The sequence below is a fragment of the Streptomyces apocyni genome, assembly GCF_009739465.1.
GTDB classification, from domain to species: Bacteria; Actinomycetota; Actinomycetes; order Streptomycetales; family Streptomycetaceae; genus Streptomyces; species Streptomyces apocyni.
The window spans coordinates 83,766-106,485 of the sequence record NZ_WHOM01000065.1 but is presented as its reverse complement, the minus strand read 5'-3'; the positions used below and the strand labels follow the sequence as shown (position 1 = coordinate 106,485).

17 protein-coding genes are annotated in these 22,720 nt (G+C 70.3%); 7 read left to right on the top strand and 10 right to left on the bottom strand.

Annotation, left to right across the window (positions count from 1 at the left end; all coding sequences use genetic code 11):
* Positions 1-823: 823 nt before the first annotated feature.
* Together typA and GCN81_RS19410 are read right to left on the bottom strand one after the other, a co-directional pair.
* Positions 824-2,698 carry a translational GTPase TypA gene (typA, locus tag GCN81_RS19415; protein WP_156725876.1) on the bottom strand — a complete coding sequence of 625 codons (1,875 nt, stop codon included), beginning with the start codon at positions 2,696-2,698 and terminating at the stop codon, positions 824-826.
* A 237-nt stretch (positions 2,699-2,935) separates the two neighbouring features.
* The gene (locus GCN81_RS19410; RefSeq protein ID WP_156725875.1) at positions 2,936-5,287 is read right to left on the bottom strand and encodes an ABC transporter family substrate-binding protein; all 2,352 of its coding nucleotides are present in this window, start codon (positions 5,285-5,287) and stop codon (positions 2,936-2,938) included.
* Positions 5,288-5,613: 326 nt separating this feature from the next.
* Here GCN81_RS19410 and GCN81_RS19405 point away from each other — a divergent pair, with 326 nt between their 5' ends.
* The 5 genes from GCN81_RS19405 to GCN81_RS19385 all read left to right on the top strand — a co-directional run bounded on the left by GCN81_RS19405 (position 5,614) and on the right by GCN81_RS19385 (position 11,326).
* Positions 5,614-5,937 carry a hypothetical protein gene (locus tag GCN81_RS19405; protein ID WP_156725874.1) on the top strand — a complete coding sequence of 108 codons (324 nt, stop codon included), beginning with the start codon at positions 5,614-5,616 and terminating at the stop codon, positions 5,935-5,937.
* Positions 5,938-6,015: 78 nt separating this feature from the next.
* Positions 6,016-6,849 (top strand): hypothetical protein, encoded by an 834-nt coding sequence (locus tag GCN81_RS19400; protein ID WP_156725873.1) that lies wholly within the window; start codon positions 6,016-6,018, stop codon positions 6,847-6,849.
* Positions 6,850-6,876: 27 nt separating this feature from the next.
* On the top strand, positions 6,877-8,841 hold the full coding sequence (locus GCN81_RS19395) for a fumarate reductase/succinate dehydrogenase flavoprotein subunit (RefSeq protein WP_156725872.1): 1,965 nt from the start codon (positions 6,877-6,879) through the stop codon (positions 8,839-8,841).
* A complete protein-coding gene (locus GCN81_RS19390) occupies positions 8,838-9,623 on the top strand; it encodes a succinate dehydrogenase/fumarate reductase iron-sulfur subunit (protein WP_156725871.1) in 786 nt (261 codons plus the stop codon). Before GCN81_RS19395 ends, GCN81_RS19390 begins: the two co-directional genes overlap by 4 nt.
* Positions 9,624-9,685: 62 nt before the next feature.
* Positions 9,686-11,326 (top strand): GumC domain-containing protein, encoded by a 1,641-nt coding sequence (locus GCN81_RS19385; protein WP_156725870.1) that lies wholly within the window; start codon positions 9,686-9,688, stop codon positions 11,324-11,326.
* 79 nt (positions 11,327-11,405) lie between these two features.
* Here the strand turns inward: GCN81_RS19385 and GCN81_RS19380 are convergent, their stop codons facing one another.
* From GCN81_RS19380 to GCN81_RS19350, 7 genes are all read right to left on the bottom strand, one after another.
* The gene (locus GCN81_RS19380; protein WP_156726284.1) at positions 11,406-13,973 is read right to left on the bottom strand and encodes a SpoIIE family protein phosphatase; all 2,568 of its coding nucleotides are present in this window, start codon (positions 13,971-13,973) and stop codon (positions 11,406-11,408) included.
* Between the two features lie 218 nt (positions 13,974-14,191).
* Positions 14,192-14,593: an ATP-binding protein gene (locus tag GCN81_RS19375; protein WP_325065117.1), complete on the bottom strand. Its 402-nt coding sequence runs from the start codon at positions 14,591-14,593 to the stop codon at positions 14,192-14,194.
* A gap of 196 nt (positions 14,594-14,789) precedes the next feature.
* Positions 14,790-15,191 (bottom strand): (deoxy)nucleoside triphosphate pyrophosphohydrolase, encoded by a 402-nt coding sequence (locus GCN81_RS19370; RefSeq protein ID WP_156725868.1) that lies wholly within the window; start codon positions 15,189-15,191, stop codon positions 14,790-14,792.
* A 43-nt stretch (positions 15,192-15,234) separates the two neighbouring features.
* Entirely contained in the window at positions 15,235-15,414 is a 180-nt protein-coding gene (locus GCN81_RS19365) for an SPOR domain-containing protein (protein WP_156725867.1), read from the bottom strand.
* A gap of 293 nt (positions 15,415-15,707) precedes the next feature.
* Positions 15,708-16,460 carry a GntR family transcriptional regulator gene (locus GCN81_RS19360; RefSeq protein ID WP_156725866.1) on the bottom strand — a complete coding sequence of 251 codons (753 nt, stop codon included), beginning with the start codon at positions 16,458-16,460 and terminating at the stop codon, positions 15,708-15,710.
* A gap of 126 nt (positions 16,461-16,586) precedes the next feature.
* On the bottom strand, positions 16,587-17,528 hold the full coding sequence (locus GCN81_RS19355; RefSeq protein ID WP_156725865.1) for a DUF4190 domain-containing protein: 942 nt from the start codon (positions 17,526-17,528) through the stop codon (positions 16,587-16,589).
* Positions 17,529-17,715: 187 nt separating this feature from the next.
* Positions 17,716-19,290, bottom strand: a complete 1,575-nt coding sequence (locus tag GCN81_RS19350) for a S8 family peptidase (RefSeq protein WP_156725864.1) — start codon at positions 19,288-19,290, stop codon at positions 17,716-17,718.
* A gap of 275 nt (positions 19,291-19,565) precedes the next feature.
* Here GCN81_RS19350 and GCN81_RS19345 point away from each other — a divergent pair, with 275 nt between their 5' ends.
* Positions 19,566-20,708, top strand: a complete 1,143-nt coding sequence (locus GCN81_RS19345; RefSeq protein ID WP_156725863.1) for a pyridoxal-phosphate dependent enzyme — start codon at positions 19,566-19,568, stop codon at positions 20,706-20,708.
* Positions 20,709-20,777: 69 nt separating this feature from the next.
* Here the strand turns inward: GCN81_RS19345 and GCN81_RS19340 are convergent, their stop codons facing one another.
* A complete protein-coding gene (locus GCN81_RS19340) occupies positions 20,778-21,284 on the bottom strand; it encodes a MarR family winged helix-turn-helix transcriptional regulator (RefSeq protein WP_156725862.1) in 507 nt (168 codons plus the stop codon).
* A 117-nt stretch (positions 21,285-21,401) separates the two neighbouring features.
* Between GCN81_RS19340 and GCN81_RS19335 the strand changes: the two genes are divergently transcribed.
* Positions 21,402-22,631 (top strand): MFS transporter, encoded by a 1,230-nt coding sequence (locus tag GCN81_RS19335; RefSeq protein ID WP_156725861.1) that lies wholly within the window; start codon positions 21,402-21,404, stop codon positions 22,629-22,631.
* The last annotated feature ends 89 nt before the right edge of the window (positions 22,632-22,720 follow it).

Here is a 22,720-nt window from a genome sequence, read left to right as displayed (position 1 = left end):
GGCAGTTGGAGGATCAAGAGCTACGACACCACTCACCGAAACGCGCGGAGACAAACCCAGGAGGGCATTCTGGTCCGCCGCCCGGAGGGAGGTGAAGCGCTCTGAGGTCACAGATCGGCCGATGGGCCGGGGACCGTCAGAGCAGTCCGCCATGCACGCCAGCGCCGTTCGCCGAGACACACTGGATGAGACCGACCGCGGGTACCACAGGGGACTTCGCGGCCCACTGAGCGCTTGTGGCACTGGACATGGGCTTCCTCCTCTTGAGTCCACTCGTTCATTACGAGAGAAGGTGCCGTTCGCCTGACCGACACCCCTGACGGTCGAGGTAGGCACCTCTAGTGCTCGCGAGTCGACGCTCCCCCACGGCGCGTGACCCATTGACCCGAGCTCTACGCGCTCAACTATTAGCCATCGACTTCCGCCCGACCACAGTGTTTTGGTCTCGGTTCGATCACACCTGCTGGTTACTTCTTCCGAAATATGGACAAACCGATCCGAGATAGATGACCCCGAAACGGACTCGTTACACATCTATCGGTCAGGTAAATCCGACTACCGGACGTCTCGCGACGGAAAACCAGTTGCGGATCGGGCCACGGGGAGTGATCGTTCGTCGCCGACGGCGACAGCCGGCGCTCGTCATCGCGCGCTCGTAGCGCGCGGCACCCCCGGACGCAAACTGGCCCGACTCTACGCCGTGTCGGCGTGGAGTCGGGCCATGTCTGTGAGGAAACTGTGGGTCAAATCTCGCTGCCCACCTGGCAGATCAGTGGTGGGTCAGTGGCAGACCAGTCCGTCTCAGTGGCAGATCGGTGCCAGGTCAGCCGTGCTTGGCCTTGGAGGCCGCGCGGCCGCGCAGCTTCTGGTCCAGGACGACCTTGCGGATACGGACCGTCTCCGGGGTCACCTCGATGCACTCGTCGTCGCGGCAGAACTCCAGGGACTGCTCAAGCGACAGCTTGCGGGCCGGGACCACGTTCTCGGTGGTGTCCGCGGAGGCCGCGCGCATGTTGGTGAGCTTCTTCTCCTTGGTGATGTTCACGTCCATGTCGTCGGCGCGCGAGTTCTCGCCGATGATCATGCCCTCGTAGACCTCGGTGCCCGCCTCGGTGAAGATGACACCGCGCTCCTGCAGGTTGACCATCGCGAACGGCGTCACCGAGCCCGCGCGGTCCGCGACCAGCGAGCCGTTGTGACGGGTGCGCAGGTCGCCGAACCACGGCTCGTGGCCCTCGAAGATGGAGTGCGCGATGCCGGTGCCACGGGTCTGGGTCAGGAACTCCGTACGGAAGCCGATCAGGCCACGGGACGGGACGATCCACTCCATGCGGATCCAGCCCGAGCCGTGGTTGGTCATGGTCTCCATACGGCCCTTACGGGTCGCCATGAGCTGGGTGATGGCGCCGAGGTGCTCCTCGGGGCAGTCGATCGTCATGCGCTCGATCGGCTCGTGCGTCTTGCCGTCGATCTGCTTGGTGACGACCTCCGGCTTGCCGACGGTCAGCTCGAAGCCCTCACGGCGCATCTGCTCGACCAGGATGGCCAGCGCCAGCTCGCCACGGCCCTGGACCTCCCAGGCGTCGGGACGCTCGGTGTTCAGGACGCGGAGCGAGACGTTGCCGATGAGCTCCTTGTCCAGGCGGTCCTTCACCTGACGGGCGGTGACCTTGTGGCCCTTGCCGCCCTTGCCGACCAGCGGCGAGGTGTTCGTACCGATGGTCATGGAGATCGCGGGCTCGTCGACCGTGATCAGCGGCAGCGCGATCGGGTTCTCGGGGTCGGCCAGGGTCTCGCCGATCATGATGTCCGCGATGCCCGCGATAGCGCAGATGTCGCCCGGACCGGCCTTCTCGGCGGGCTTGCGGGTGAGCGCCTCGGTCATCATCAGCTCGGTGATGCGGACGTTGGACTGCGTACCGTCACGCTTGATCCAGGTGACGGTCTGGCCCTTCTTCAGCTCGCCCTGCTCGACGCGGCACAGCGCGATACGGCCGAGGAAGTTGTCCGCGTCGAGGTTGGTGACGTGCGCCTGAAGGGGGGCGCTCTCGTCGTACTCGGGGGCCGGGACGGTCTCCAGGATGGTGGTGAAGAACGGCTCCAGGTTGTCGCTGTCCGCCGGGACGGTGCCGTCCTCGGGCTTGGTCAGCGACGCTACGCCGTCACGGGCGCAGGCGTAGACGATCGGGAACTCGATCTGCTCCTCGGTGGCGTCCAGGTCGAGGAAGAGGTCGTACGTCTCGTCGATGACCTCGGCGATCCGGGAGTCCGGACGGTCGGTCTTGTTGATGCAGAGGATGACCGGCATCTTCGCCTGGAGCGCCTTGCGGAGCACGAAGCGGGTCTGCGGCAGCGGGCCCTCAGACGCGTCGACCAGCAGGACGACGGCGTCCACCATCGACAGACCACGCTCGACCTCGCCACCGAAGTCGGCGTGGCCGGGGGTGTCGATGATGTTGATCGTGATCGGCTCGCCGCCGTCCTTGGGGTGGTACTTCACCGCCGTGTTCTTGGCGAGGATCGTGATGCCCTTCTCACGCTCCAGGTCGTTCGAGTCCATCATCCGGTCGTCGAGGTTCTCAGCGGCGTGGGCGGCGAAGGCCCCGGCCTGCTTGAGCATGCCGTCGACGAGGGTGGTCTTGCCGTGGTCGACGTGGGCGACGATGGCGACGTTACGAATGTCGTGGCGGGTGGGCATACTTGCGGCGCTTCTCCCGGAATCGTGGATGCCACGCGTCCAGTCCGGTACGCGGGCCTCGCCGGGCAGACATGCCACGGCCGTACCCCATCGTACGTCGCCTTGACGGAGGTGGCCTCCGGGGGGCGTGTGAGATGGGGAAAAGCACAGGTCAATGGGTGTGGAAACGAGCTTGCCCGCCGGGTGGACCGGCGGGCAAGCGAATTGAGTGAACTCTGAGCTAAGGGATCTCCTCGCTCAGCCGTTTTCGGGCTTGCCTTCCTTCTTGTCCACCTTCTTGTCCACCTTCTTGGCCGGCTCGCCGCCCTGGGCTGGCTTGGTCCCCGGCTTCAGGAAGCCGATGTCCTGGTAGCGCGGCGACTCGAAGCCGAAGGCGCCCGCGTTCGCCAGCCGGGGCTTCGCCGCGACGAGCTCGGGGCGCTGGTAGAGCGGAATCGATCCGGCGGCGGCCCAGATACGGGCGTCGGCCTGCTTGACCAGGTCACGCGCCGCCTCCTCGTCCAGCTCGCTGATGGCCTGCTCGAAGAGCTGGTCGATGTGGTCGGTGCCGACCCGGGTGTAGTTCTGCTCGACGTTGAGGGAGCCGTCGGCCGCGGGCTGCGGCTTGGCGAAGATCGGACGGGCGTCGGTGGCCGGGAAGGCGGAGGCGGGCCAGGAGTACAGGGCCAGGTCGTACTCGCCGGAGGCGATGTGGTCCTTGAAGTAGCTGGCGTCCTTGACCTTGGCCGTCTCGGTGCGGATGCCGATGCGCTCCAGCATCTTCGACACCTTCGCGCCGACCGCGCGCAGCGTCTCCGAGCCGGGCCCGGAGGGAAGCACGAACCGCAGTGTCAGCGGCTTGCCCTCCTTGGTGACCGGACCACCTGCCGGGCTGGGGGCGGCGGTGCCCTTGGGGGCGTACGCGCCGGGGGCGCCACCCGGCTGCGCCTGCTGGTTCTCCTTGGCGCCCTCGGGCTCCTCGCTGCCGGGCTTGCCGTCCTCCTGGCCGACGATGTACCGGCCGTCGCCGGAGTCGGAGTCGGAGTCTTTGTCGGTCTTATCTGTCTTGTCGGACTCCTCTTCCTTCTCTTTCTTCTCCTTCTTCTCTTCCTCTTCTTCGTTCCCCTTCTTCCCCTGCTCCTCTTTCTCCTCTTCCTCCTTGTCGGACTCCTTCTTACTGCCCGCCGTCCCGTCCTTCGCCGCGCCGCCCTGCGACCAGCCCGCGTCCGCCAGCAGCGCCCGCGCCTCAGCCGTGTCCTGCTCGCCAAGCGCCCCGCTGTTGTCGGCGTACGCCCGCTGGCCCGCCAGCGCGAGATGGCTGCCGACCGGCTCGGCGGGCAGGCCGAGCGGTCCCAGTACCGCCTTGGCGATCTCGGTACGGTCGATCGCGCGGGCCACCGCGCGGCGCACCCGCTCATCGGCGAGGGGGCCGTCGGCGCCGTTCAGCGCCAGTTGCGTGTAGGCCGGTTCCAGGGACTTGCGGACCTTGAAGCCGCGTAGGGCGCGCTGCTCGTCGGCGTACTTCTTGATGGCGGCCTGGTTCTTCTCGCGCGCCTCACGTTCGGCTTCGGCCTTCTCGTCGGCTTCGGCGTCGTCCTCGGCACCCGCGCCGTTGGCGATCGCCCAGGAGCGCAGCGCCTGGGCCGGGGTGAGGTCGGTGCCGGGGCCGTGGGTGAGTGGGCCCTTGCGGCCCGCGTCCCGTACGGCCAGCGCGATCCGGTCGGCCACGCCGGTGCTGATGTCGGCCAGGTCGACGGTGCCCGCGGCGAGTGCGGCGGCCCGCTTCTCGGGCGGTACCGCGCGGAAGACCAGCTTCTCCAGCTTGGCGGGGCTGCCCCACCAGCGCGGGTTGCGGACGAGCGTGGTCTCGCCCTTCTTCCGGTCCATCTTGCCGATCCGGAAGGGACCCGCGGTGTTCTTGAGCTTGCGGCGGGCCCCGTCGTTGAAGGAGTCCGGGGTACCCATCACGTCCTTGGGGTACAGCGGGGAGAACAGCGACCGCCAGTCGGCGTACGGCTTGCGGAAGGTGACCCGGACCTCCAGGTCGTTGGCGCCGCGTTCGATCTTCTCGATCCGGTCGTACCCGGCGTTGCGCGCGGTCCAGTACGCGCTGTCCTTGCCGGACAGGGCGCGCCACTGGGCGGCGAAGTCGGCGGCGCCGATCTCCCGGCCGTCGCTCCAGACCGCCTCCTGGTTGAGCTGGTAGAGCACGACCTGCTTGGGCTCCTGCTCGACGACCTCGGCCTTCTCCAGGTAGTCGGCGTTGCGCTCGACCTGGCCCTTGCTGTCCATGGTGTACATCGACGGCAGTACGGCGCCCACGATGTGCGCGGTTGCCGAATCGGCGTCAGCCTGGAAGGTGTTGAGCGTCTCGGGCATCGCGTCGACCGCCCACGCCACCTTGCCCCCGTCCGCGACCAGACTCCGCGCGGCCGGTGCGATGTCCTGGGGCACCAGCGTGGCGTGGGACTCGCCGCCCGATCCACAGCCGGTCAGGGCGGGCAGGGCGAGCGCGCCCGTCGTGAGGAACGCGGCCGCTCTCCGGGCGCGTGTCCGGACTCCTGACGCGCCCCCTCGTACGGATCGGAGTCTGGCGCCGTCGTGGGACATGGGTGGTACCTCCGGGGCTGGCCCGGCCGCCACTACCGGTATGGGCCGGGTTGGTGCGTTATCGTAGGTTCTGTGACGATATAAGGGGTTGATCACACCTATCGCTCCACTGAAGGTGACCGGGACCCACGTGGGGCGGCGACACGTCGGCGGAAGCGCAGAACCCCACCCGTGCGGACCAATCACAGTCGCGACCCGTACACAAGAGCGCGTATGTAGCTCCGGAGGCGGTATTCCGCGCAGATCCCTTCACAACGGTGGATGTGAGGCGCAACACTCGCAGGCGCATGTCATCAGCACCGCAACTGCGGAAGGTAGGGCACATCATGTCCCTGCAAGATGATTTGACGGCGGTTCAGCGCAGCCTGGACGACCTGGTGCGCTCCGTCGGAAGGCTGGAGCAGCAGGTCGGCGCGAGCCTGGACATCCGTCGGGTACGCACCGACACCGACCATCTGCGCGAGAGCGTGGAGCTGCTGCGCGCGGCCACCGCCGCCGCCCCGGCAGCCCAGGGCGCCAAGGCCCCGGCGTCGTCGGCGTCCGAGGGGATGGTCACGATCCCCGACACCCCGTACGACCGCGCCATGTGGGCGGGAATCGACGACCTCGACGACGAGGGCCTGGGCGCCCGCGATCGCCACGCCCCCTGACCGGCCACCGCTGACCGGCCACCCCTGACCGGCAGTCCCTGACCGACTGGAGAACCAGGTTCCCCCCGGGAGAATTCGTTGGCTACCAGTACCGACCCCCAAGCCGATACCGGCCAAGGCCAGGGCGGCGTACGGGGCGCCTCGCGCGCCGCCATCGCCGCCCCTCATCTGCGTACCGACCGTTGGTGGCTGGCGCCCGCCGCGACCGCCGCCGGACTGCTCGCCTTCATCGTCTACTCGACCTGGCGGGCCTTCGCGAACGCCGACTACTACGCGGCGCCCTACGTGTCACCGTTCTACTCACCCTGCCTCGCGGACAACTGCGAGCCCATGCGCGGCGGGCCCAACTGGGCGCTCTTCGGGAGCTGGTGGGGCCTGTCCCCCGCGCTGATCATCCTGATCTTCCCGCTCGGCTTCCGGCTGACCTGCTACTACTACCGCAAGGCCTACTACCGCGGCTTCTGGGCCTCACCACCGGCCTGCGCGGTCGCCGAGCCGCACCAGCAGTACTCCGGCGAGACCCGCTTCCCGCTGGTGCTCCAGAACAGCCACCGGTACTTCTTCTACGCGGCCCTGCTGGTGGCCAGCATCCTCACGTACGACACCGCGCTCGGCTTCCGCAACGAGGACTACGAGTGGGGCCATATGGGTCTCGGCACCCTCGTCTTCCTGGTCAACATCGTGCTGATCTGGCTCTACACCCTGTCCTGCCACTCCTGTCGGCACATCATGGGCGGCCGGTTGAAGCACTTCTCCCAGCACCCCGTGCGGTACCGGCTGTGGGGCTGGGTCGGCACGTTGAACAACCGTCACATGCTGCTGGCCTGGGCCTCGCTCATCAGCGTGGCGCTCGCCGACTTCTACGTCTATCTCCTCGCCAGCGGCGCCTTCTCCGACCCGAAACTCTTCTAGAAGATTCAAAGGGATGGTGCGCCGTAGATGTCTCAAGTGGAGCGTCAGCAGTGGGACGTGGTCGTGGTGGGCGCGGGCGGCGCCGGACTGCGGGCCGCGATCGAGGCGCGGGAACGGGGGGCGCGTACCGCCGTGATCTGCAAGTCGCTGTTCGGCAAGGCCCATACGGTGATGGCCGAAGGCGGCATCGCGGCGGCCATGGCCAATGTCAACGAGGGCGACAACTGGCAGGTCCACTTCCGCGACACAATGCGCGGCGGCAAGTTCCTCAACCAGTGGCGGATGGCCGAACTGCACGCGCGGGAGGCCCCGGACCGGGTGTGGGAGCTGGAGACCTGGGGCGCGCTCTTCGACCGGACCGGCGACGGGAAGATCTCCCAGCGGAACTTCGGCGGGCATGAGTACCCGCGCCTGGCGCATGTCGGGGACCGTACGGGCCTGGAGCTGATCCGTACACTCCAGCAGAAGATCGTGTCGCTCCAGCAGGAGGATGAGAAGGAACTCGGGGACTACGAGGGCCGGTTGAAGATCTTCCAGGAGTGCACGGTCACCCGCGTCCTGAAGAAGGAGGACGGCTCGGTCGGCGGTGTCTTCTGCTACGAACGGGAGTCGGGGCGGTTCTTCGTCCTGGAAGCGCCGTCGGTGGTGATCGCCACCGGAGGCATCGGCAAGTCCTTCAAGGTGACGTCCAACTCCTGGGAGTACACGGGCGACGGGCACGCGCTGGCGCTGCTGGCCGGCGCCCCGCTGCTCAACATGGAGTTCGTGCAGTTCCATCCGACGGGCATGATCTGGCCGCCGTCCGTGAAGGGCCTGCTGGTCACCGAGTCGGTACGCGGCGACGGCGGGGTGCTGCGCAACTCCGAGGGCAAGCGGTTCATGTTCGACTACGTGCCGGACGTCTTCAAGGAGAAGTACGCCCAGTCCGAGGAAGAGGGCGACCGCTGGTACGACGACCCGGACAACAACCGGCGTCCCCCCGAGCTGCTCCCCCGTGACGAGGTGGCCCGCGCCATCAACTCCGAGGTCAAGGAGGGCCGTGGCTCCCCGCACGGCGGAGTGTTCCTGGACGTGTCGACCCGGATGCCCGCCGACGTGATCCGGCGCCGACTCCCGTCCATGTACCACCAGTTCAAGGAACTGGCGGACGTCGACATCACGGCCGAGGCGATGGAGGTCGGGCCGACCTGCCACTACGTGATGGGCGGTGTCGCGGTCGACTCCGACACGGCGGCCACCGTCGGCGTGCCCGGCCTTTTCGCGGCGGGCGAGGTGGCGGGCGGGATGCACGGCTCCAACCGGCTCGGCGGTAACTCCCTGTCCGACCTGCTGGTCTTCGGGCGGCGCGCCGGACTGCACGCCGCCGAGTACGCGGCTGAACATCCGACGGGGGATGAGGCACAGATCGACGCGGCGCAGATCGACGCCGCGGCGGCCGAAGCGCTGCGGCCGTTCTCCGCCGAGGGCCCGGCGCCCGGCAGCGCCGACGGCAAGCCGCCGGAGAACCCGTACACCCTGCACCAGGAACTCCAGCAGGTCATGAACGACCTGGTCGGCATCATCCGCCGCGAGTCCGAGATGGCCGAGGCACTGCACAAGCTGGGCGATCTACGGGCGCGGGCGCGCCGGGCCGGGGTCGAGGGGCACCGGCAGTTCAACCCCGGCTGGCACCTCGCCCTCGACCTGCGGAACATGCTGCTGGTCAGCGAGTGCGTGGCGCGCGCCGCCCTGGAGCGCACCGAGAGTCGTGGCGGTCACACCCGGGACGACTTCCCGGCGATGGACCGCGGCTGGCGCCGGGCCAATCTGCTGTGCCACCTGGCCGATACCGGCAGCGATCCGGAGGCAGCCGATCCGTTGGCCGTCGATCCGGCCCGCGGTCAGATCAGGCTCACCCGTAGCGAGACCGAGCCCATCCGTCCCGACCTGCTCGCCCTCTTCGAGAAGGAGGAGCTGGTCAAGTACCTCGCCGAAGAGGAGCTCTTCGAATGACCACGGCCGCATCGACCTCATACGACGCGACGTTCAAGGTCTGGCGTGGAGACACCCAGGGCGGTGCCCTGGAGGACTTCACGGTGGAGGTGCACGAGGGTGAGGTGGTGCTCGACATCATCCACCGGCTCCAGGCGACCCAGGCCCCCGACCTCGCGGTGCGCTGGAACTGCAAGGCCGGTAAGTGCGGGTCGTGCAGCGCGGAGATCAACGGACGGCCACAGCTGCTCTGTATGACCCGGATGTCGGTCTTCTCGCGGGACGAGACGATCACGGTGACACCGCTGCGGGCGTTTCCGGTGGTGCGGGACCTGGTGACGGACGTGTCCTTCAACTACGCGAAGGCGCGGGAGGTGCCGTCGTTCGTGCCGCCCGAGGGGGTGAAGCCCGGTGAGTACCGGATGTGGCAGGAGGATGTGGACCGCTCGCAGGAGTTCCGTAAGTGCATTGAGTGCTTCCTGTGCCAGGACACCTGTCATGTGGTGCGCGACCACGAGGAGAACAAGCGGGCGTTCGCGGGGCCGCGGTTCCTGATGCGGGTGGCGGAGCTGGATATGCATCCCCTGGACGCGGCGGACGAGGCCGGTCTGGACCGTAAGACCGCGGCGCAGGACGAGCATGGGCTCGGATACTGCAACATCACCAAGTGCTGCACCGAGGTGTGCCCCGAGAACATCCGGATCACCGACAACGCGCTGATCCCGCTGAAGGAGCGGGCGGTGGATCGCAAGTACGACCCGCTGGTGTGGCTCGGGAACAAGATCCGGCGGCGCGGGCAGTAGATCGGAGAGGAGGGACGGTCCCCCGGTCGCGACCGGGAAGATCCGGCCATACGCTCCGAAATGTGACGTCAACCCGTTCGCTGCCCCGCAGAGCCGTCCGGGCGGCCGGCGCGGCGCTGCTGGCGGCGGCGTGCTGGCTGGCGCCCGCCCCGGCCGTCGGCGCGCAGGTCAGCGAGGCGGCGCGGGTCGGCGGTCCGGCGCCGGTCAGCGGAGCGGCGCAGGCCCCGGGCCCGGCTCAGGGGCCGGGCGAGGAGCTCGGCGGCGATGTGGTGCTGCCCGTGATCGCGGTGGGGTGCGCGGGCGCGCTGGCGGCGTACGCGTACGTCAAGCGTCGCAGGCGGGCCGCCACCCGGACCACGCCGGGCGGGCAGGCCGGGGCCGTGGGTCCGCCGCCCGCGCCGGTGGCAGAGCTGGACGCGGAGTCCAGGCGGCTGCTCGTACGGACCGACGACGCGATCCTGACCAGCGCGGAGGAACTCGGCTTCGCCAAGGCGCAGTTCGGGGACGCGGCCGTGCGGCCCTTCGCACGGGCGGTGGCGCACGCGCGGGAGGAACTGACCGTGGCCTTCCGGGTGCGGCAGCGGCTGGACGACGCTCCCGGGGACGACCCGACCAGTCGGCGCATGCTCAGAGAGATCATCGCGCGCTGTGGGGAGGCGGGCGCCCGCCTGGACGCCGCGTCGGCGGGCTTCGACCAGCTGCGCGCGCTGGAGCGGACCCTGCCGGACGCGCTGGATCACGCCGAGCGGGTGTTCCGCGAGGTGGCGGGGCGTACGGACATCGCGGAGGCCACGTACGGCGCGCTGGCCGCCCGGTACACCGGGGCGGCGGTGGCGCCCGTGTCCGGCCGGGTCGGTGAGGCGAAGGCGCGGCTGGTGTTCACCACCGCCCAGCTGGGCGAGGCCCGGCAGGCGCTGGCAGCGGGCGACCGTGGCGCGGCCGCCGGACGGCTGCGCGCGGCGGAGAGCGCCGTGGACCAGGCGGGCACGCTGGTCGACTCCGTGGACCGGCTGGCCCGGGAACTCGCGGAGGCGACCGGCAGGCTTCCCGGCGCGCTGGCCGACACCGAGTCCGACCTCGCCGACGCCCGCGGCCTGCTGACGGGCACCACCACCGGCACCCCCAGCGCCGAGCTGCGCGAGCACATCGCGCGCGCCGAGGCGGCTGTCGCGGAAGTAAGGGAGGACCTGGCCGCGGGGCGGCACGACCCGGTCGGCGCGCTGCGGCGGGTCGCCGAGGCCGACGCGGCGCTCGACCAGGCGCTGGCCCGGGCGCGGGAGAAGTCGGATCCGGACCGCGGCGCCCGGCATGCCCTGCTCCTGCTCGACCGGGCGGTGCTCGTCGCGCGCAGCAACGTCGGCGCGGTGGCGGACCACGTCACGACGCATCGTGGCGCGGTGGGCAGCCAGGCCAGGACCCGGCTCGCGGAGGCCCGGCGGCATCTCGACCGGGCCGCCGCGCTCACCTCGTCCGCTCCGTGGGACGCGCTGGACCAGGCGCGCCAGGCGGACGCACTGGCCAGCCAGGCCGGACGGCTGGCGGCCCGCGACGTGACCGGGCACGCGGGCGTGAGCGGCGCCCCCTTGGGCGACGCGGGCACCGCCGCCGCGATACTCGGCGGCATCCTCCTGAGCGGGCACGCCCCGGCCAGCTTCGGCGGCAGCGAGACCCGCGCCCGCAGGGGCGCCCCCCTTTGCGCCTAAACCGGCGCCGCTCTCGCGGACGTGGTTCTCGCCGTTTGGGTTGCTCAATTGATGCTTGCGGTGATCGCGGGGCGATGACTCAGTACATGCTTAGCAGGGCTTCTACTGTGGGTTCGGTGGTGCCGTTGGCGTCCGGGAGGGGCAGTTCGAACCAGACCGTCTTGCCGCGTGGGGTGCGGCGTGAGCCCCAGGACGCGCTGAGCAGTCCGACCAGTTGCAGCCCGCGGCCGCCCTCGTCGGTGTCGCGGGCCCGGCGGCGGCGCGGCTGGACCAGGCCCGCGTCCCACACCTCGCACACCAGCGTGCGGTCGAGCAGCAGCCGGAGCCGGATGTCCCCCTCGCCGTAGCGCAGTGCGTTGGTGACGAGCTCGCTGACCAGCAGTTCGGTCGTGTCGACCAGGGGCCCCAGACCCCAGGAGTCCAGTCGGGTACGGGTGTACTCGCGGGCCCGGCCCACCGAGCGCGGCTCGCGCGGCAGCGTCCAGTCGCCGACGGCGTCGGCGGGCAGCCCCCGTACGCGGGCCATGAGCAGGGCGATGTCGTCCTCGCCGTGCCGGGTGTCGAGGGTGCTCAGGACGTGGTCGCAGACGTCCTCCAGGGGACGCGCGGGGTGGGTGAGGGCGGCGCGGAAGGCGTCCAGGCCCTCGTCGAGCGGGTGGTCGCGGGATTCGACCAGGCCGTCGGTGTAGAGCGCGAGGAGGGCGTCTTCGGGGAGTTCGACCTCCACCTCCTCGAAGGGTTCGCCGCCCACGCCGAGCGGCATGCCCGGCGGTACGTCGAGCATCAGCGCGGACTCGTCCGGTTCGACCAGGACGGGCGGCAGGTGACCGGCGTTGGCGAAGGTGCAGCGGCGGGTGACCGGGTCGTAGACGGCGTACACGCAGGTCGCGAGGTACACCTCGGCGGGGTCGGCGCCGTGCGGCTGGCGGGCGGCGCGGACGGCCTGCTGGGTGCCACCGGAAGCCCCGTCCGAAGCCCCGCCCAAAGCAGCCGAAGCAGTACCTGACGCGGCGCCCGTATCGCCGCGCTGGGCCCCGGTGCCCCACGGTGTGCCGAGGCCGCGCGCGACCTCGTCCAGGGCGGAGAGCACCTCGGCGGGTTCCAGGTCGAGCAGCGCCAAAGTGCGTACGGCGGTGCGGAGTTCACCCATCGCGACGGCGGCCCGCAGCCCGCGGCCCATGACGTCGCCGACCACCAGCGCCGTACGGTGTCCCGGCAGCTCGATGACGTCGAACCAGTCGCCGCCGACCTCGGTCGCGGCGTTGCCCGGCAGATAGCGGCAGGCGATGTCCAGGCCCGCGGCCTCCGGGTCACCGGGTGGCAGCAGGGAGCGCTGGAGGATCAGCGCCCGCTCGTGCTCGCGGCGGTAGAGCCGGGCGTTGTCGATGCAGACAGCGGCGCGGGCGGCCAGCTCCACGGCGAGCGAGCGGTCCCGTTCGCCGAAGGGCTCGCTCCCCTTGGTCCGGGAGAAGCGGACCAGGCCGACGACGGTGTCGTGCGCGACCATCGGCACGGCGAGCGTGGAGCGGACCAGGCCGCGCTCGTCGCCGGGGATGGTCACCGGGCGGGCGGTACGCAGCGCCCGCGCGCAGGGCGAGTTGAAGGCGTAGCGGTGGACGGCTCCGGCGGCTACCGGCTCCTCCTCCTCGTCCAGTGGCGCGTCCGACACAGCGCTGGCGAAGGCGACCCGGCGCAGCTCGGCGCTGCCGTCGACGAGTCCGGGCGGGGCCTCGTCGCCGTCGAGGAGGCCCTGGTAGAGGTCGACCGACGCCAGGTCGCAGAAGACGGGTACGGCCACGTCGAGGAGTTCGCGGGCGGTGGTCTCCAGGTTGAGGGAGTTGCCGATCCTGGCGCCGGCCTCGTTGAGCAGGGCAAGGTTACGGCGGGCGTGGGCGGCCTCGCGGGCGGCGGCGTGCCGCCGGGTGACGTCGATCCCGAGTCCGGCGACGCCGACCGGGTGGCCGCCGCCGCTGTGGACGCGGTACAGGTTGATCGACCACTGACGGCGTTCGGAGGATCCGGGCGCCGGGCCGACGAGCTGCATCTCGGTGACCGCTTCGCCGGTCCGCAGGACGCGCTCCAGGGCGGCGGCCATCCGGTCGGCCTCCTGGCGGGGCAGATAGTCGTGGACGGTACGGCCCCGGTGATCTTCGGCCGCGCCGCCGAAGACGGTGGCGAACCGCCGGTTCGCCCGCTGCACCCTCAGGTCCGTACCAAACAGGAGAAATCCGAACGGGGATTGTCCGAATATCGCCTGCGAAGCGGCAAGATCGGTCTCGATGCGACGCAGCGCCCGGACATCGACGACGATGCAGACGGCGGCCCGCTCACCCTCGGGCGTCTGGGTCGGCATCACATAGACCTCGGCGACGCCGTCCAGGTGGCCATCGGCGGCCAGCCGGAAGGGTACGACGCCGGTCCACTCCTTGCCGTCGAGAATCTCGGCGACCTTGCGGTGCCCGAGATCGCGCAGCTCGGCGGGGACGAACGCCTCGATCGGGTCCTTGCCGACGGCGTCCTCGGCGGGCACGGAGAACAGCTGCTCCGCACGCCGCGACCACTGGTCGATCAGCCCGTCGGCGCTGAGGGAGAAGGAAGCGACCTTGATGTAGTCGTAGATCGAGCCGGGCGGGCTGACCTGCCACATGATGTCGCCCGGCGGCTCCCCGGGTGCCCACGACCCGGCCGGTATTTCGCTCACGCGCCCGCCTTCCGCTTCACAGCCACGGACCAGGAACCACCACCAGCGGCTTGCCCGCAGTATCCAGCACTACGGCCGCATACAACACCGCGTTCACACCACCCGTCACTTCCGTCTATTTTGAGCCGAGTGGCCGAGAGCAAGTCAACCGGGCCCTCTCCCCATTACTCACCAGTCAACGGCAGCTCGAACCACACCGCCTTGCCGGTCTTGCCGCGCCGGGTCCCCCAGCGACGCGCGGAGCAGGCGACCAGCCGCAGCCCGCGGCCACCCTCGTCCTCGGCTGCGGCGTCGCGTTCGTGCGGCGGGTCGGGAAGCGGGTCGGACACCTCGACCAGGAGCGATCCGGTGGGGCTCGACGGCCGCTGAAGACGTACGCCGATGGGGCCTGACGCGTGCCGCAGAGAGTTCGTGACCAGCTCGCTTACCAGCAGGACCGTCACATCGGTGAGCCCTTCGAGGCGCCAGGCGAGGAGTTGCGCGCGGACCCGGTGGCGAGCGGTGCGCACGACCCCCGGGTCGGCAGGGAAGGTCCACTCGGCGCAGTCGCCGTCGGTCTCGAGCACGCCGACCACTTCCCAAGATCAGCAAGAACCTGTCCGGTTTCATGGGGTTAATCAGCACATACCCGATATCAGGAAGCGTCTACCGCATGTGTGGGCGCACTGTGGCACGAAAGGCGTACGAAGAGCGCGGCACTCGGCCCCTTGCGCCGGTCGGCCACGGCTAGGCCCTGTCTCCCCCCTCGCTCATCTCCGCGGATCAGGCGCGCCGCAGCCTGCGCGCGGCCTCCGCCACCGCGGGGCGGTCCTGGTCCAGCCAGTCCACCTCGCCCACCTGGTCCGGAGTCAACCAGCGCAGCGCGTCATGGTCCTGCAACGGCCGCGCCTCGCCGGACACCAGCTTGGCCGTCCAGACCCACAGCACATAGCCGGGCCTGCCCAGCGGCCACGCGCCGGGAATCCGCTCCAGGGGCTCCACTTCGACCCCGAGCTCCTCGCGCAGTTCGCGCACCAGCGCCTGCTCGGGCAGCTCACCCGGCTCGACCTTGCCGCCCGGCAGCTCCCAGCGCCCCGCCAACTCCTCGGGGGCGCTACGCCGGGCGGCCAGCAGGCGCCCCGCGTCGTAGAGGGCGGCGCCGACCACGATGATCCGTTCGGTCATGCGCCGGAGCATACGACGTCCGGCGACGGCCCCCGGGGGCGGATCAGCCGGTCCGCTGACCGATGCGCTCGACCCAGTACAGCTGCTTGTGGCGTCGGTCCCGGAAGCTGTCCGCTATGCGCTGGGCCTCGTCCTTGGTGGCGTACCTGCCCACGCGGTAGCGGTTTCCGCTGTCATCCTGCCTGATGACCTGCCATGGGAGCGTGTTCTCGCCGTCGTTCATCGTGCCCCTCCCGCCACCGGCTGTCCGCACTGCGCCCCGCCCGATAAGGAAACCCCGATACGCATATGCCCGACCCTACGCCCGGCCTTCACTCAGCGGATACGTCTTTGCACGAAGAGGTACGCATCCAGCCAGGGAAAGGGGCGCACGCCGACGAACGCGCCCCCAAGGAGAGGCACTTGACGTGGCTACGGAGGGGAAATGGGGGGCGCGTGGGGCATGCGGGGTGCGGCAGATACACAAGGGGGCGCGAGGAGGCGCAAGGAGACGCGACGCGACGCGAGGGGGCGCCGTTACCTCACCGGCAGGTGGTACGCGATGCGGTAGCGGTCCGCCGGGACCACGATGTCGGCCGTCTCGACCGGCCGCCCGGAGGCGAAGTACGTCCGGGAGATGACCAGCACCACATGGCCCGGCGCCCCGCCGAGCGCGAGCTGCTCCTGAGCCAGGCCGGGGCGGGCGCCGACCTCCTCCGCGACGTTGTCCACGATCACGTCGATCGCGGCCATCCGCTCGGCGACCCCGCAGCCGCCCAGCGGCCCCTCCTCGGGGAGCATCACCGGGGTACGCCCGGTGATGGCGAGGGGCTCCCAGGAGGTGGAGAGCATCATCGGCTCACCCGCGTCCCGGAAGACGTACCGGGTGCACATCACGCGGTCGCCCGGCTTGATGGAGAGCCGCTCGGCGATCTCCTCGCTGGCGTCCACCTGCTCACTGCGGGACTCCCACGTACCGCGAGCACCGCTGGCCACCTGCTCCTGCCGAAACGGCGACGAGCCGCCCGCCGGGCGGTACCCGGAGCGGGCGATCTGGCGCGGCACGGGGCGCTCGCGCACATACGTACCGGACCCGGAGCGGCCCTCGACCAGCCCCTCGGCCATGAGCACCTTCCGCGCCTCGAGGGCGACGGTGTCCGAGACCCCGTAGTCCTCGCGGATGCGGGCCTGCGAGGGGAGCCGGGTGTGCGGCGGCAGCGAACCGCTCACGATCTTCTTCCGAAGGTCGTCCGCGACGCGCAGATACGCAGGCTGCTCACCGAAGACCACAAGCCACTCCCATCAGGTTGACAGACAGCAACAGCGTGGCAACCTACGGTTGTTGGCCGCAACCTTAGGCCACGGAATCACCCGATGTGATGACTTAGGTTTAGGCGTGAGCGCCTCTTCAGATACTCAGACCTCGGCACCCACACCGGAGCCGCCAGAATCATCGGAGCCGTCAGAGCCGCCAGAGCCGTCGGAGCCTCCGGAGCCCTCGCCCACCGAGTTCCGCAGGGACCCCCGCGACTTGCCGCCGCCCGCCTCGCCCAGGAGGCAGGAGACGTCCCGGTCGCCCTGCCGCCAGCTCTCCGCGCTCGGCGCGTAGACGAAGGGCCTGATGGTGGCCGGCAGCTCGGTGATGTCTCCGCCGATGTATGCCCTCACGAGCGGCTCGCACCTCGCCCCAGCGAGGCTCAGGATGCGGTCCTCGCCCGGGTAGCTGCTGTTGGTCAGCGTGATGGTCGCGAACACCTCGGCGTGGTGCGGGGTGTCGCACGGGACGATCTGGGCCCCACGCACCTCGCCCTCCAGCTTGCCGTCAGGGGTGTTGAGGCAGTCACCCTTGTCGAACTCGGTGTCGCTGTACTTGCTGGCCTCCCGCACACCCTCCATGAACGCGCTCGCGCCACCCGTGACGAAGAACAGCGTGAGCAGCACCGCGCCGATCGAGGACAGCGTGATACCAGCGACGGCCAGGCCCTTGCCGCGCTCCCCCTTCTTCTTGATCTGCGACAGCGCGACGATGCCGAAGACCAGACCGATGACCGGCAGACAGCACAGGATGCCCAGCACCAGCGAGGTGATGGCCAGCCCGTTCATCGGAGGCTGCTGCGGCGGTGGCGGGTAGGGCGCGCCCCAGCCGCCACCGTACGGAGACGGGGACGGGGGCTGGCCGTAGGCCGGTTGCCCGTACGCGGGCAGGCCTTGCGGAGGCTGGCCGTGCGGCGGCGAGCCCTGCGGAGGCGGGCCGTAGGGCGGCTGGCCCTGCGGAGGCGGGCCGTATGCGGGCTGGCCGTACGGCTGCTGCCCGTACGGCGGGGGCGATGCCCCCTCGGGCGGCGGCGGTGTGGCCATGGGCTGCGTACTCCTCGACGGATCATGCGAACGACTGCGCGAATCGTACGCCGAGGCTGAGACAGGCGCTGCGGCAGACAGTGCCTTGTCCCCGCCGCGGCCGGAGCCACAGCGGGGACAAGGGGCGAATCGTGGTGACGTCTGGTGCTGAGTGACCGTTTGGTGCTGAGCGACCGTTACCTCAGCGTCAGAACTGCAGCGCCCAGGCGTCGATCTTTCCGGTGTCCCACCAGGCGTTGTCGCGGACCCGGAGCTTCCACGTTCCGTCGGCCGTCTTCGACGAGGCGTCGACGGTGTAGGTGGTGTTGATGTCGTTGCTGCTGCCGCCGGTGCCGTAGCCCTTCAGCAGGAAGGTGCCACCGTCCGGCGCGACCAGCTCGACCCGCAGGTCACCGATGTAGGTGTGCTTGATGTCGACCTCGACCTTCAGGTCGGAGGGCGCGTTACCCGAGACACCGCTGACCGTGACGGGGGACTCGGTGGTCTGGTGGTCGTTGATCGCGTAGTCGGTGGTGTTCTCGAAGCGGCCGTCGCCCGGGTCACCGGGGTCGCCCGGGTCACCCTCGCCGACCTGGAGCAGCTTGTTCGGCGAGCCGGAGCCGACACCGCTGAGCTTGCCGGTGGCCGCCGCGGAGTCCAGCGCCGAGCCGACCTGCGACGGGGACGAGCCGGGGTTCTCGCCGAGCACCAGCGCGGCCGCACCCGCGACGTGCGGGGCCGCCATCGACGTACCGGAGATGGTGTTGGTCGCCGAGTCACCGGTGTTCCACGCCGAGGTGATGGACGAGCCCGGCGCGAAGATGTCCAGTATGGAGCCGTAGTTGGAGAACGAGGAGCGGGCGTCGCCGCTGGTGGAGGAGCCGACGGTGAGCGCCTCGGCGACACGGGCCGGGGAGTAGCCCGAGGCGTCGGCGTTGGAGTTGCCCGCGGCCACGGCGTAGGTGACGCCGGAGGCGATGGAGTTGCGGACCGCGTCGTCCAGCGTGGAGTTGGCGCCGCCGCCGAGGCTCATGTTGGCGACCGCGGGCTTCTGGGCGTTCTGGGTCACCCAGTCGATGCCGCCGACGACGCTGGCGATGGAGCCCGAGCCGTTGTCGTCCAGGACCCGCACGGAGACCAGGTCGGCCTTCTTGGCGACGCCGTGGGCGCTGCCCGCGACCGTACCGGCCACATGGGTGCCGTGGCCGTTGCCGTCGTTGCCGCCCTCGTTCCAGTAGTCGTAGCCGAAGCTGGCGCGACCGCCGAAGTCGTTGTGGCTGTGCCGGATGCCGGTGTCGATGATGTAGGCGGTGACGCCCTCACCCGCCGAGTCCGGGTAGGTGTAGCTGTCGTCCATCGGGAGGTCCGGCTGGTCGACCCGGTCCAGACCCCAGGAGGGCGGGTTCGGCTGGGTGGCGTCGATCGAGATCTTCTGGTTCTGTACGACGGACTCGACCGCGCCGTCCGCGGCGAACTTCTTCGCCTCCTTTTCGGTGAGTTCGACGGCGTAGCCGTTCAGCGCGGCGTCGTAGGTGTCCTCGATCTCGGCACCGTACTTCTTGGCGAGCGCCTTGCCCTGCTTGGACGACGCGTCGACCTCGTCCAGGGTCACGATGTAACTGCCGGCTATTCGATCGGGAGCTCCGGCGTTGGCGATCACGCCTTCCGCGTCCTGACCTGCGGCGCCGGCGGGCAGTGCGGTGACGACTCCGATCGCGAGCGCCGCGACAGCGGTCGCACCGAGGTGGGCGAATCTTCGTCCAACGGGACGCTTGACTGCCATCTGAGGGGTCCTCCTCGTTGATGGTGCACTGGTGGGGGGTCGCGACGCCCGCACGGCTGTGGGTGCGGGTCGCACGGTGCCGCGACAACGGTGCAACGGCAGGGGCATGACAAGTGGAGGTGTCCAACTCCTGGCCGTCAGCGAAAGATTGACCCACCCATAGGAATCCCACAAGACTTGTGCACGGATGTAACACAGAGTCCACAGAGACGACATGACGCTTCGTCACTAAATGGCACGAAAGTCCCCTACCGGGACTGGCCTACCGTGCCCGCATGACCTCGTCGACTTCATCCAACTCACTGCCCGACTACGTCTGCCCGGCCGACGGCACACGGGTCGCCCCCCAGTCACTGGCCTGGTGCTGCCCGGTCTGCCGCGGCCCGCTTGACCTGGACTTCCATCCGACACCCACGCCGCTCAAGCGGCTATCGGGTCGTGTCAACTCACTCTGGCGCTACGCCGAGTCGCTGCCGCTGGGGCCGCCGACGGCCAGCCTAGGCGAGGGGCGTACACCCGTCGTCGAACTGACCCCCCACATCTCAGCCAAACTGGACTTCCTGCTCCCGACGCTCTCCTTCAAGGACCGCGGCGCGGTGCTGCTCGCCGAACTGGCGCTACGGCTCGGCCCGGAGCGGGTGATCGCGGACAGCAGCGGGAACGCGGGAACCGCACTCGCCGCGTACGGCGCTCGCGCGGGCCTGGACTGCACGGTGTACGTTCCGGCCGGTACGTCACCGAAGAAACTGGAGCAGATCCGGGCGCACGGGGCGCGGCTGGAAGTGATCGCCGGTGACCGCGAGGCCGCCGCGGCCGCGGCCCGCTCCGCGGCGGACGCGCCCGGCACCTTCTACGCCTCGCATGTGTACAACCCGTACTTCCTGCACGGCACCAAGACGTATGTGCACGAGCTGTGGGAGGACCTGGGCGGACGGCTGCCCGACGCGCTGGTGGTCCCGGTCGGCAACGGCACCCTGCTGCTGGGCGCGGCGCTGGCGCTGCGGGAACTGCACGCGGCGCGGCTGATCGACCGGGTGCCCGCGCTGTACGCGGTGCAGGCGGCGGCGGTCGCGCCGTTGGCGGCCGCGTGGCGGGCGGGCGCCGACGACCTGCTCGCGCCCGCGCCCGGGCTCGCGCCCCAGCCGTCGACGTACGCGGAGGGCATCGCGATCGCCCGGCCGCCGCGGGCCCGCCAGATCCTTGCCGCGGTACGGGCGTTCGGCGGCGGCTTCCTGACGGTGCCGGAGCCCGCGATCGCGGCGGCCCAGCGGGACCTGGCGTCCCGTGGGCTGTACGTCGAGTCGACGGGGGTGGCCTGCTGGGCGGCGGTGCGGGGCGGCGCTCTGGGGGACCGGAGCGCGGTGGTGCCGCTGTGCGGGGCGGGGGCGAAGACGGGGCTGGCGGAGGCGGCCGAGTAGGCGCCTCTCCTGGGGCGGGGCGGTGCGAGGCGGGCCGGGTTAGGTCGCTGTGGGCCGCGTCAGGTCGTGTCAGGTGAGCGTGGTGTCTCCATGCGCCTCAAGCAGCTTGCGCAGCACGGCGGCGACCTGGTCCATCTCCGCGCGGTCCAGCGACTCGGCCAGTCGCGCGTAGTTGCGCAGATGTTCGCCCATGACGACGTCGATCACCTGGCGGCCCTGCTCGGTGAGCCGGATCCGCACCGAGCGCCGGTCGGCGCCGTCCCGCACCCGCTCGACCAGCCCCTTGGCCTCCATCCGGTCGATCCGGTTGGTGATCGCCCCGGAGGTGACGAAGGAGGCCTTGACCAGGGCACCGGCCGTCATCGTGTACGGAGCACCACAGCGCCGCAGCGTCGTGAGGACGTCGAACTCGCCCATCTCCAGGCCGTGTTCGGCGGTGAAGGCCTTGACCTCCTTGGTGATGATCAGCGCCACCCGCTGAATCCGGCCCAGCATCTCGACCGGCCACAGGTCGTCGACCAGGTCGGGTCGCTCGCTGGCCCATTGGCCGACGATCTGGTCCACCGCATCGCTCATCGCACTCTCCCACTCAACGTAGAACTTCTCAATCTTAAGACACTTGACGCTGAACTAGCCCCCTGCTTTTATTTCAACGTTGAGATTGTCAACCCTGAAGCAGTGAGGGGACCTTCCATGGCCACCACCCAGCGCATCCCCGACGCCACCGCGTCCGCCACCGCGTCCGTCACCTCACCACCCCGCCAAGTCCCTGTTCTGTGGCTGGCGTTGCTGGCGACACCGATGGCCGCCGGGGCCAACGCCCCGGTACTGATCCTGCCGGACATGGCGCGCTCACTCGGCGTGGCCACCCCGACCGTCACCTGGCTGGTCACCGCGTTCGCCTGGGCGATGGCGGTGGGCACCCCGCTGCTGGCCGGGCTGCTCAGGCAGCGCGGGGTGGGGGCGACGCTGAAGGTCAGCTCGGCGCTGGTGGTGGCGGGGACCGCGCTGGTGGCGACCGTGCCCTGGCTGCCGCTGGCACTCGTCGGCCGGGCCGGGCAGGCGCTCGGCGGGGCGGGCCTGGTGGCCGTCGCCATGAACCTGGCGGGGTCGACCCGCCGGATGGGCGTGATCACGTCCGGGTTCGGCGTGCTCGGTGCCTCCGGGCCGCTGCTCGGTTCGCTGATTGGCGACGCGGTGTCCTGGCACGCGGCACTGTCCATCTCCGCCGTGTCGCTGCTCGCGGTTCCGGTGGTGGCGCGGTACGCCAAGGGCACCCCGCCGCTCGCCCAGCCGTTCGACACCCAGGGTGCCGGGCTCCTGGTGGCTCTCGCCTCGGCGCTGATCCTCCTCCCGCACACCCCGCTCCCGGCCCTGGGCGCCGCCCTCGTCGCGGGCGCCCTGCTCGGCCAGCACCTCAGGTGGCGCCCGGAGGGCTTCGTGCCCGCGGCCGTGCTGCGCTCCCCGCTGTTCCTGGCCTCGGCGCTGACCGGTGTCGCCCTGTCGACCTCGTACTTCACGCTGCTCTTCGCGCTGCCGCGGCTGATCACCGACCGTACGGGCTGGTCCACTTCGGCCATCGGCACCGGCCAGCTGATCGCGCTGCTGGCGGGCTCGGCGCTGTCCCTCCTGTTCGCGGCGGCCGCGGCCCGGCTGGGGCGGCGTACGGTCTTCGCGGCCCTGATCACGGTGGGCGCGCTGGCCCCCGCCGTCGCCGCCTTCGCGACCTCGGCCCCGGTGCTGCTGCTGACCGCCACGGCCGCGGTCTTCGCCGCCACCGGGAGCAACGCGGTCCTGGCGGTCTACGCGGGCGGCACCGCACCAGCCGCCCAACGCCCCTCCGCGATCGGCCTGTTCGTCCTCTGCTACCAGCTGGGCGGCGCCTTCGGGCCGGCGATCGCGGCGGTGCTCGTACTGGCCTGAGCACAGCCGCGCGCGACCTGCCTGTATCCAGCGCCCCTCGCCCGGGATCTCTTGAAGCAGTGCCGGAACGGACGACACGGCGGAGGAGC